The 12,700-nt window shown below is 49.5% G+C and carries 1 protein-coding gene and 6 rRNA genes; all 7 read right to left on the reverse strand.

The annotated features are described in order from the left end of the window. Nucleotides 1–4: 4 nt before the first annotated feature. The 7 genes from rrf (ABC374_RS27220) to ptsG all read right to left on the reverse strand — a co-directional run bounded on the left by rrf (ABC374_RS27220) (nucleotide 5) and on the right by ptsG (nucleotide 12,658). Nucleotides 5–120 (reverse strand): 5S ribosomal RNA (gene rrf, locus ABC374_RS27220). Between the two features lie 74 nt (nucleotides 121–194). Next, nucleotides 195–3,127, reverse strand: a 23S ribosomal RNA gene (locus ABC374_RS27225). 176 nt (nucleotides 3,128–3,303) lie between these two features. Next, nucleotides 3,304–4,854: ribosomal RNA gene (locus ABC374_RS27230) — 16S ribosomal RNA — on the reverse strand. A 516-nt stretch (nucleotides 4,855–5,370) separates the two neighbouring features. Continuing rightward, nucleotides 5,371–5,486 (reverse strand): 5S ribosomal RNA (gene rrf / locus ABC374_RS27235). 64 nt (nucleotides 5,487–5,550) lie between these two features. Then, a 23S ribosomal RNA gene (locus ABC374_RS27240) occupies nucleotides 5,551–8,483 on the reverse strand. A gap of 175 nt (nucleotides 8,484–8,658) precedes the next feature. Next, nucleotides 8,659–10,209 (reverse strand): 16S ribosomal RNA (locus ABC374_RS27245). The 16S, 23S and 5S rRNA genes sit together here, the layout of an rRNA operon. A 379-nt stretch (nucleotides 10,210–10,588) precedes the next feature. Continuing rightward, a complete protein-coding gene (gene ptsG / locus ABC374_RS27250) occupies nucleotides 10,589–12,658 on the reverse strand; it encodes a glucose-specific PTS transporter subunit IIBC (RefSeq protein WP_413020501.1) in 2,070 nt (689 codons plus the stop codon). Nucleotides 12,659–12,700: the final 42 nt, after the last annotated feature.

Consider the following 12,700-nt stretch of genomic DNA (forward strand, 5'->3'; position numbering starts at 1 on the left):
AATGGCTTGGCGGCGTCCTACTCTCACAGGGGGAAACCCCCAACTACCATCGGCGCTGAAGAGCTTAACTGCCGTGTTCGGAATGGGAACGGGTGTGACCTCTTCGCCATCATCGCCAGACCATATACATTTATGAGGAACGTTCGTTCCTTCAAAACTAGATAATAAGAAGGTATTTCATTTTTTAAAAAGCGTTGGTTAAGTCCTCGATCTATTAGTATCAGTCAGCTCCACATGTCACCATGCTTCCACCTCTGACCTATCAACCTGATCATCTTTCAGGGATCTTACTAGCTTGCGCCATGGGAAATCTCATCTTGAGGGGGGCTTCATGCTTAGATGCTTTCAGCACTTATCCCGTCCGCACGTAGCTACCCAGCTATGCCTTTGGCAAGACAACTGGTACACCAGCGGTGCGTCCATCCCGGTCCTCTCGTACTAAGGACAGCTCCTCTCAAATTTCCTGCGCCCGCGACGGATAGGGACCGAACTGTCTCACGACGTTCTGAACCCAGCTCGCGTACCGCTTTAATGGGCGAACAGCCCAACCCTTGGGACCGACTACAGCCCCAGGATGCGATGAGCCGACATCGAGGTGCCAAACCTCCCCGTCGATGTGGACTCTTGGGGGAGATAAGCCTGTTATCCCCGGGGTAGCTTTTATCCGTTGAGCGATGGCCCTTCCATGCGGAACCACCGGATCACTAAGCCCGACTTTCGTCCCTGCTCGACTTGTAGGTCTCGCAGTCAAGCTCCCTTGTGCCTTTACACTCTACGAATGATTTCCAACCATTCTGAGGGAACCTTTGGGCGCCTCCGTTACTCTTTAGGAGGCGACCGCCCCAGTCAAACTGCCCACCTGACACTGTCTCCCACCCCGATAAGGGGCGCGGGTTAGAATTTCAATACAGCCAGGGTAGTATCCCACCAACGCCTCCACCGAAGCTGGCGCTCCGGCTTCTCAGGCTCCTACCTATCCTGTACAAGCTGTACCAAAATTCAATATCAGGCTGCAGTAAAGCTCCACGGGGTCTTTCCGTCCTGTCGCGGGTAACCTGCATCTTCACAGGTACTATAATTTCACCGAGTCTCTCGTTGAGACAGTGCCCAGATCGTTACACCTTTCGTGCGGGTCGGAACTTACCCGACAAGGAATTTCGCTACCTTAGGACCGTTATAGTTACGGCCGCCGTTTACTGGGGCTTCGGTTCAAAGCTTCGCTTGCGCTAACCTCTCCCCTTAACCTTCCAGCACCGGGCAGGTGTCAGCCCCTATACTTCGCCTTGCGGCTTCGCAGAGACCTGTGTTTTTGCTAAACAGTCGCCTGGGCCTATTCACTGCGGCTTTTCTGGGCTATTCACCCTAAAAAGCACCCCTTCTCCCGAAGTTACGGGGTCATTTTGCCGAGTTCCTTAACGAGAGTTCTCTCGCACACCTTAGGATTCTCTCCTCGCCTACCTGTGTCGGTTTGCGGTACGGGCACCTTACATCTCACTAGAGGCTTTTCTTGGCAGCGTGGAATCAGGAACTTCGGTACTATATTTCCCTCGCCATCACAGCTCCGCCTTAATGGAAACGGGATTTGCCTCGTTTCCGGCCTAACTGCTTGGACGCGCATATCCAACAGCGCGCTTACCCTATCCTTCTGCGTCCCCCCATCGTTCAAACGATGTATAGGTGGTACAGGAATATCAACCTGTTGTCCATCGCCTACGCCTTTCGGCCTCGGCTTAGGTCCCGACTAACCCTGAGCGGACGAGCCTTCCTCAGGAAACCTTAGGCATTCGGTGGAAGGGATTCTCACCCTTCTTTCGCTACTCATACCGGCATTCTCACTTCTAAGCGCTCCACCAGTCCTTCCGGTCTGACTTCAACGCCCTTAGAACGCTCTCCTACCATCGACACCATACGGTGTCAATCCACAGCTTCGGTGATACGTTTAGCCCCGGTACATTTTCGGCGCGGAGTCACTCGACCAGTGAGCTATTACGCACTCTTTAAATGGTGGCTGCTTCTAAGCCAACATCCTGGTTGTCTAAGCAACTCCACATCCTTTTCCACTTAACGTATACTTTGGGACCTTAGCTGGTGGTCTGGGCTGTTTCCCTTTCGACTACGGATCTTATCACTCGCAGTCTGACTCCCAAGAATAAGTATTTGGCATTCGGAGTTTGACTGAATTCGGTAACCCGTTGGGGGCCCCTAGTCCAATCAGTGCTCTACCTCCAATACTCTCATCTTGAGGCTAGCCCTAAAGCTATTTCGGAGAGAACCAGCTATCTCCAGGTTCGATTGGAATTTCTCCGCTACCCACACCTCATCCCCGCACTTTTCAACGTGCGTGGGTTCGGGCCTCCATTCAGTGTTACCTGAACTTCACCCTGGACATGGGTAGATCACCTGGTTTCGGGTCTACGACCTCATACTCATTCGCCCTATTCAGACTCGCTTTCGCTGCGGCTCCGTCTTATCAACTTAACCTCGCATGAAATCGTAACTCGCCGGTTCATTCTACAAAAGGCACGCCATTACCCATTAACGGGCTTTGACTACTTGTAGGCACACGGTTTCAGGATCTATTTCACTCCCCTTCCGGGGTGCTTTTCACCTTTCCCTCACGGTACTGGTTCACTATCGGTCACTAGGGAGTATTTAGCCTTGGGAGATGGTCCTCCCTGCTTCCGACGGGATTTCTCGTGTCCCGCCGTACTCAGGATCCACTCAGGAGGGAACGAAGTTTCAACTACAGGGTTTTTACCTTCTTCGACGGATCTTTCCAGATCGCTTCATTTACCCCGTTCCTTTGTAACTCCATGTTGAGTGTCCTACAACCCCAAGAGGCAAGCCTCTTGGTTTGGGCTAATTCCGTTTCGCTCGCCGCTACTCAGGAAATCGCGTTTGCTTTCTCTTCCTCCGGGTACTTAGATGTTTCAGTTCCCCGGGTCTGCCTTCAGTACCCTATGTATTCAGGTAAAGATACTGTTCCATTACGAACAGTGGGTTTCCCCATTCGGAAATCTCCGGATCAAAGCTTACTTACAGCTCCCCGAAGCATATCGGTGTTAGTCCCGTCCTTCATCGGCTCCTAGTGCCAAGGCATCCACCGTGCGCCCTTTCTAACTTAACCGTTAAAAAAGATCTTACAGATGCTTTGAAAAAAATTAATTGCCTTCTATCTATTATCTAGTTTTCAAGGAACAAAGCAGAAAGAATCCATCACATCGTGATGACTGTCTTTCCTATTTGAATGAATTACTCATTCAAAACTGAACAAAACAAAAGCGCTCTCGTAATTATCCTTAGAAAGGAGGTGATCCAGCCGCACCTTCCGATACGGCTACCTTGTTACGACTTCACCCCAATCATCTGTCCCACCTTAGGCGGCTGGCTCCATGAAGGTTACCTCACCGACTTCGGGTGTTACAAACTCTCGTGGTGTGACGGGCGGTGTGTACAAGGCCCGGGAACGTATTCACCGCGGCATGCTGATCCGCGATTACTAGCGATTCCGGCTTCATGCAGGCGAGTTGCAGCCTGCAATCCGAACTGAGAATGGCTTTATGGGATTCGCTTACCTTCGCAGGTTTGCAGCCCTTTGTACCATCCATTGTAGCACGTGTGTAGCCCAGGTCATAAGGGGCATGATGATTTGACGTCATCCCCACCTTCCTCCGGTTTGTCACCGGCAGTCACCTTAGAGTGCCCAACTGAATGCTGGCAACTAAGATCAAGGGTTGCGCTCGTTGCGGGACTTAACCCAACATCTCACGACACGAGCTGACGACAACCATGCACCACCTGTCACTCTGTCCCCCGAAGGGGAAAGCCCTATCTCTAGGGTTGTCAGAGGATGTCAAGACCTGGTAAGGTTCTTCGCGTTGCTTCGAATTAAACCACATGCTCCACCGCTTGTGCGGGCCCCCGTCAATTCCTTTGAGTTTCAGCCTTGCGGCCGTACTCCCCAGGCGGAGTGCTTAATGCGTTAGCTGCAGCACTAAAGGGCGGAAACCCTCTAACACTTAGCACTCATCGTTTACGGCGTGGACTACCAGGGTATCTAATCCTGTTTGCTCCCCACGCTTTCGCGCCTCAGTGTCAGTTACAGACCAGAAAGTCGCCTTCGCCACTGGTGTTCCTCCAAATCTCTACGCATTTCACCGCTACACTTGGAATTCCACTTTCCTCTTCTGCACTCAAGTTCCCCAGTTTCCAATGACCCTCCACGGTTGAGCCGTGGGCTTTCACATCAGACTTAAGGAACCACCTGCGCGCGCTTTACGCCCAATAATTCCGGACAACGCTTGCCACCTACGTATTACCGCGGCTGCTGGCACGTAGTTAGCCGTGGCTTTCTGGTTAGGTACCGTCAAGGCACCAGCAGTTACTCTGGTACTTGTTCTTCCCTAACAACAGAACTTTACGACCCGAAGGCCTTCTTCGTTCACGCGGCGTTGCTCCGTCAGACTTTCGTCCATTGCGGAAGATTCCCTACTGCTGCCTCCCGTAGGAGTCTGGGCCGTGTCTCAGTCCCAGTGTGGCCGATCACCCTCTCAGGTCGGCTACGCATCGTCGCCTTGGTGAGCCATTACCTCACCAACTAGCTAATGCGCCGCGGGCCCATCTATAAGTGACAGCGTAAACCGTCTTTCCATCTTCTCTCATGCGAGAAAAGAACGTATCCGGTATTAGCTCCGGTTTCCCGAAGTTATCCCAGTCTTATAGGCAGGTTGCCCACGTGTTACTCACCCGTCCGCCGCTAATCTCAGGGAGCAAGCTCCCATCGATTCGCTCGACTTGCATGTATTAGGCACGCCGCCAGCGTTCGTCCTGAGCCAGGATCAAACTCTCCGAAGAAATGTTTGACTTGCTCATTTGCTTTTTTGATAGTGTGTGCTCACTTAAAATTTAACGTTGGCGCTTTGTTTTGTTCAGTTTTCAAAGAGCAATTTCACAATCGTTCTTGCGAACGGCTGTTTATTCATCATAACATCTTATTGATTAGTTGTCAACTTCTACGAAGTTTTTAACTTATTTTATATCGCTGTGTTTTTCAGCGACCATTTCATCTTATCATTTTCATAGTAAGAAGTCAATAGTTATTATTTCTTTCAGCAATTAGCCAAAAGCGATGAAGTTTTTCGTTTGTTTTAATTGGTGCTTATTTATATTAATCCTTTCCCACCATAAAGTCAACACATTTCACAATAAATATTTCCTTTTCTCAAAATTAGATCAAGATTGGTTTCAAGGTCTGTTTTGCTAGTTGGACAGATATGAAAGTATCCTGAAAAATACTTAAAAGTATTTATCTTTTTTCATCACCTTATGAACACAAAAAAAGACCAGCCGGATGGCTGATCTTTTGAAATGGCTTGGCGGCGTCCTACTCTCACAGGGGGAAACCCCCAACTACCATCGGCGCTGAAGAGCTTAACTGCCGTGTTCGGAATGGGAACGGGTGTGACCTCTTCGCTATCGCCACCAAACATATGAGGAACGTTGTTCCTTCAAAACTAGATAATAAGAAGGTATTTCATTTTTTTAAAAGCGTTGGTTAAGTCCTCGATCTATTAGTATCAGTCAGCTCCACATGTCACCATGCTTCCACCTCTGACCTATCAACCTGATCATCTTTCAGGGATCTTACTAGCTTGCGCCATGGGAAATCTCATCTTGAGGGGGGCTTCATGCTTAGATGCTTTCAGCACTTATCCCGTCCGCACGTAGCTACCCAGCTATGCCTTTGGCAAGACAACTGGTACACCAGCGGTGCGTCCATCCCGGTCCTCTCGTACTAAGGACAGCTCCTCTCAAATTTCCTGCGCCCGCGACGGATAGGGACCGAACTGTCTCACGACGTTCTGAACCCAGCTCGCGTACCGCTTTAATGGGCGAACAGCCCAACCCTTGGGACCGACTACAGCCCCAGGATGCGATGAGCCGACATCGAGGTGCCAAACCTCCCCGTCGATGTGGACTCTTGGGGGAGATAAGCCTGTTATCCCCGGGGTAGCTTTTATCCGTTGAGCGATGGCCCTTCCATGCGGAACCACCGGATCACTAAGCCCGACTTTCGTCCCTGCTCGACTTGTAGGTCTCGCAGTCAAGCTCCCTTGTGCCTTTACACTCTACGAATGATTTCCAACCATTCTGAGGGAACCTTTGGGCGCCTCCGTTACTCTTTAGGAGGCGACCGCCCCAGTCAAACTGCCCACCTGACACTGTCTCCCACCCCGATAAGGGGCGCGGGTTAGAATTTCAATACAGCCAGGGTAGTATCCCACCAACGCCTCCACCGAAGCTGGCGCTCCGGCTTCTCAGGCTCCTACCTATCCTGTACAAGCTGTACCAAAATTCAATATCAGGCTGCAGTAAAGCTCCACGGGGTCTTTCCGTCCTGTCGCGGGTAACCTGCATCTTCACAGGTACTATAATTTCACCGAGTCTCTCGTTGAGACAGTGCCCAGATCGTTACACCTTTCGTGCGGGTCGGAACTTACCCGACAAGGAATTTCGCTACCTTAGGACCGTTATAGTTACGGCCGCCGTTTACTGGGGCTTCGGTTCAAAGCTTCGCTTGCGCTAACCTCTCCCCTTAACCTTCCAGCACCGGGCAGGTGTCAGCCCCTATACTTCGCCTTGCGGCTTCGCAGAGACCTGTGTTTTTGCTAAACAGTCGCCTGGGCCTATTCACTGCGGCTTTTCTGGGCTATTCACCCTAAAAAGCACCCCTTCTCCCGAAGTTACGGGGTCATTTTGCCGAGTTCCTTAACGAGAGTTCTCTCGCACACCTTAGGATTCTCTCCTCGCCTACCTGTGTCGGTTTGCGGTACGGGCACCTTACATCTCACTAGAGGCTTTTCTTGGCAGCGTGGAATCAGGAACTTCGGTACTATATTTCCCTCGCCATCACAGCTCCGCCTTAATGGAAACGGGATTTGCCTCGTTTCCGGCCTAACTGCTTGGACGCGCATATCCAACAGCGCGCTTACCCTATCCTTCTGCGTCCCCCCATCGTTCAAACGATGTATAGGTGGTACAGGAATATCAACCTGTTGTCCATCGCCTACGCCTTTCGGCCTCGGCTTAGGTCCCGACTAACCCTGAGCGGACGAGCCTTCCTCAGGAAACCTTAGGCATTCGGTGGAAGGGATTCTCACCCTTCTTTCGCTACTCATACCGGCATTCTCACTTCTAAGCGCTCCACCAGTCCTTCCGGTCTGACTTCAACGCCCTTAGAACGCTCTCCTACCATCGACACCATACGGTGTCAATCCACAGCTTCGGTGATACGTTTAGCCCCGGTACATTTTCGGCGCGGAGTCACTCGACCAGTGAGCTATTACGCACTCTTTAAATGGTGGCTGCTTCTAAGCCAACATCCTGGTTGTCTAAGCAACTCCACATCCTTTTCCACTTAACGTATACTTTGGGACCTTAGCTGGTGGTCTGGGCTGTTTCCCTTTCGACTACGGATCTTATCACTCGCAGTCTGACTCCCAAGAATAAGTATTTGGCATTCGGAGTTTGACTGAATTCGGTAACCCGTTGGGGGCCCCTAGTCCAATCAGTGCTCTACCTCCAATACTCTCATCTTGAGGCTAGCCCTAAAGCTATTTCGGAGAGAACCAGCTATCTCCAGGTTCGATTGGAATTTCTCCGCTACCCACACCTCATCCCCGCACTTTTCAACGTGCGTGGGTTCGGGCCTCCATTCAGTGTTACCTGAACTTCACCCTGGACATGGGTAGATCACCTGGTTTCGGGTCTACGACCTCATACTCATTCGCCCTATTCAGACTCGCTTTCGCTGCGGCTCCGTCTTATCAACTTAACCTCGCATGAAATCGTAACTCGCCGGTTCATTCTACAAAAGGCACGCCATTACCCATTAACGGGCTTTGACTACTTGTAGGCACACGGTTTCAGGATCTATTTCACTCCCCTTCCGGGGTGCTTTTCACCTTTCCCTCACGGTACTGGTTCACTATCGGTCACTAGGGAGTATTTAGCCTTGGGAGATGGTCCTCCCTGCTTCCGACGGGATTTCTCGTGTCCCGCCGTACTCAGGATCCACTCAGGAGGGAACGAAGTTTCAACTACAGGGTTTTTACCTTCTTCGACGGATCTTTCCAGATCGCTTCATTTACCCCGTTCCTTTGTAACTCCATGTTGAGTGTCCTACAACCCCAAGAGGCAAGCCTCTTGGTTTGGGCTAATTCCGTTTCGCTCGCCGCTACTCAGGAAATCGCGTTTGCTTTCTCTTCCTCCGGGTACTTAGATGTTTCAGTTCCCCGGGTCTGCCTTCAGTACCCTATGTATTCAGGTAAAGATACTGTTCCATTACGAACAGTGGGTTTCCCCATTCGGAAATCTCCGGATCAAAGCTTACTTACAGCTCCCCGAAGCATATCGGTGTTAGTCCCGTCCTTCATCGGCTCCTAGTGCCAAGGCATCCACCGTGCGCCCTTTCTAACTTAACCGTTAAAAAGATCTTACAGATGCTTTGAAAAAAATTAATTGCCTTCTATCTATTATCTAGTTTTCAAGGAACAAAGCAGAAAGAATCCATCACATCGTGATGACTGTCCTTCCTATTTGAATGAATTACTCATTCAAAACTGAACAAAACAAAAGCGCTCTCGTAATTATCCTTAGAAAGGAGGTGATCCAGCCGCACCTTCCGATACGGCTACCTTGTTACGACTTCACCCCAATCATCTGTCCCACCTTAGGCGGCTGGCTCCATGAAGGTTACCTCACCGACTTCGGGTGTTACAAACTCTCGTGGTGTGACGGGCGGTGTGTACAAGGCCCGGGAACGTATTCACCGCGGCATGCTGATCCGCGATTACTAGCGATTCCGGCTTCATGCAGGCGAGTTGCAGCCTGCAATCCGAACTGAGAATGGCTTTATGGGATTCGCTTACCTTCGCAGGTTTGCAGCCCTTTGTACCATCCATTGTAGCACGTGTGTAGCCCAGGTCATAAGGGGCATGATGATTTGACGTCATCCCCACCTTCCTCCGGTTTGTCACCGGCAGTCACCTTAGAGTGCCCAACTGAATGCTGGCAACTAAGATCAAGGGTTGCGCTCGTTGCGGGACTTAACCCAACATCTCACGACACGAGCTGACGACAACCATGCACCACCTGTCACTCTGTCCCCCGAAGGGGAAAGCCCTATCTCTAGGGTTGTCAGAGGATGTCAAGACCTGGTAAGGTTCTTCGCGTTGCTTCGAATTAAACCACATGCTCCACCGCTTGTGCGGGCCCCCGTCAATTCCTTTGAGTTTCAGCCTTGCGGCCGTACTCCCCAGGCGGAGTGCTTAATGCGTTAGCTGCAGCACTAAAGGGCGGAAACCCTCTAACACTTAGCACTCATCGTTTACGGCGTGGACTACCAGGGTATCTAATCCTGTTTGCTCCCCACGCTTTCGCGCCTCAGTGTCAGTTACAGACCAGAAAGTCGCCTTCGCCACTGGTGTTCCTCCAAATCTCTACGCATTTCACCGCTACACTTGGAATTCCACTTTCCTCTTCTGCACTCAAGTTCCCCAGTTTCCAATGACCCTCCACGGTTGAGCCGTGGGCTTTCACATCAGACTTAAGGAACCACCTGCGCGCGCTTTACGCCCAATAATTCCGGACAACGCTTGCCACCTACGTATTACCGCGGCTGCTGGCACGTAGTTAGCCGTGGCTTTCTGGTTAGGTACCGTCAAGGTACCAGCAGTTACTCTGGTACTTGTTCTTCCCTAACAACAGAACTTTACGACCCGAAGGCCTTCTTCGTTCACGCGGCGTTGCTCCGTCAGACTTTCGTCCATTGCGGAAGATTCCCTACTGCTGCCTCCCGTAGGAGTCTGGGCCGTGTCTCAGTCCCAGTGTGGCCGATCACCCTCTCAGGTCGGCTACGCATCGTCGCCTTGGTGAGCCATTACCTCACCAACTAGCTAATGCGCCGCGGGCCCATCTATAAGTGACAGCGTAAACCGTCTTTCCATCTTCTCTCATGCGAGAAAAGAACATATCCGGTATTAGCTCCGGTTTCCCGAAGTTATCCCAGTCTTATAGGCAGGTTGCCCACGTGTTACTCACCCGTCCGCCGCTAATCTCAGGGAGCAAGCTCCCATCGATTCGCTCGACTTGCATGTATTAGGCACGCCGCCAGCGTTCGTCCTGAGCCAGGATCAAACTCTCCGAAGAAATGTTTGACTTGCTCATTTGCTTTTTTAATAGTGTGTGCTCACTTAAAATTTAACGTTGGCGCTTTGTTTTGTTCAGTTTTCAAAGAGCAATATTTCTCATCGTTTTTTTAGCGACTTAATTAGTCTAACACCTTACAAACATAAAGTCAACAACAAATTATCATTTACTTGTTTTTCTTTTGTCTCAAGCGGTGTATTTAATATATTATCACTTGCATTTAGATAAGTCAATGCAATCTTTTAAATTCCCTTCATTTTTTTATAAGCCAACTTCTTCTATATAATACACACTTTCTTTCTATAAGAAGCCGAACCCTGCCATTGAATTATCAAAACAGGAGGGCAGCTGATTATAGCCACCCTCCTGTTATTAATGATTATTTATTGATGGAGATTACGTCCGCTTCTTCTCTATCTACATTTCCTGCCTTTTCGATCTTCACACTTTCACCTTCGGAAAGGTTAGTAAAGACGATTGGCGTAATGATAGAGCTGGCATTGTTTTTGACATACTCTATATCAACTTTGAGCAACGGCTGTCCGCTTGTCACTTTATCTCCTTGAGAGACTAGTGCTTCGAAACCTTTGCCCTCTAACTTAACTGTATCGATCCCGACATGTATCAAGATTTCACGACCAGCTTCGGAAACGATACCTATTGCATGTTTAGTCGGGAATAGGTTAACGATCGTACCGTCTACAGGAGAAACAACCAACCCTTCCTCAGGTACGATGGCAAATCCATCCCCCATCATTTTTTCAGCAAAAACAGCATCAGGCACTTCCGTGATCGGTTTTATTTCCCCTTTAATAGGAGAAACAAAGCGCTCGGAAACTTCATCCGTCCGTAAAGGTTTCGGGATGACATCCTCGATTTGCTTTTCTACACCCTCTTCAGGAGATGCTTCTACTTTACGAGGCCTTTTTCCATCGATGATATCTTTCATTTGCCCCTTGATCGTTTCTGAACGAGGTCCGAAGATTGCCTGGATGTTATTGCCCACTTCCAGAACTCCAGCGGCACCAAGTTTCTTAAGCCTATTTTTATCAACGTTACCGATGTCATTGACTGATACACGAAGACGGGTAATGCAAGCATCCAGGTGAGAAATATTTTCTTTTCCGCCCATGGCATCCAAGATATCCCCTGGCAGACTTCCAGCTGTATTTGCAGATCCGCCCTCTTCCTCATCCTCTTCCACTTCACGGCCAGGAGTTTTAAGGTTAAACTTCCTTATCGCAAATCGGAATCCAAAGTAATAGATAACCGCAAGGACCAAGCCAACCGGAATAACGATCCATGCATTGGTTTGCGGATTGATTAAACCAAACAGTACGTAATCGATCAAACCACCCGAGAACGTCATCCCGATTTTCACGTCCAGTAAATGCATGGTCATGAATGATAGACCTGCAAACAGACAGTGAATCCCGAAAAGTACCGGTGCAACAAATAAGAATGCAAATTCAAGTGGTTCAGTAATCCCAGTCAAGAATGATGTAAGTGCTGCAGAAGCCATCAATCCCCCAACTATTTTCTTTCTTTCCGGTCTTGCTTCATGATAAATGGCCAAAGCCGCAGCTGGTAACCCGAACATCATGAATGGATATTTACCAGTCATGAAGGTACCGGCCGTTAAATTCTGTACGCCATCTTTAATTTGTGCCATGAAGATGGCCTGGTCTCCTCTGACTGGCGTTCCCCCTCCTTGAGGGATATAGCTGCCAAATTCAAACCAGAATGGAGAATAGAAGATATGGTGCAATCCAAAAGGAATCAGCGCACGTTCTACAACCCCAAACACGAAAGCTCCAAGTGTCAGGTTAGCACCCAACATATTTTCGGAAAATGAATTTAACCCCGATTGAATCGTCGGCCAAATCAAAATCATGAGCAACCCAAGAATAACTGCGCTTGCAGCTGTTACAATGGGTACAAAACGTTTACCTGCAAAGAATCCTAAATAAGAAGGCAGTTCAATTTCATAAAACTTATTATACATGACAGCAGCCATGACACCGACAATGATACCGCCGAACACACCTGTTCCCAACGTCGGTATTCCCAGAACATTGGTATACACCGCACTATTGTTCTCAATGTCGGCAGCGTCAATGCCAAGAACAGTTCCCATCGTTACATTCATAATCAAGAACCCGATAATCGCAGCCAGTCCGGCAACACCATCTCCGCCAGCTAACCCAATTGCGACCCCCACAGCAAACAACAAGGGAAGATTCCCAAAAATAATATTCCCGGCATTCTCCATTACCGATGCGACCATTTCCACTCCGCCACTCGCAAGAAACGGGGCGATATCCAACAAAGTTTCGTTTTGCAATGCATTACCAAACGCAAGCAAAATTCCGGCCGCTGGTAAAATGGCTACAGGAAGCATCAAAGCTTTTCCGATTTTTTGCAAAACACCAAACAACTTCTTAAACATAGGTTTTCCTCCTCTTTACTGTTATTCCATGCTAATAAAACG

The organism is Peribacillus phoenicis (assembly GCF_047238085.1).
Taxonomy (GTDB): Bacteria; Bacillota; Bacilli; order Bacillales; family DSM-1321; genus Peribacillus.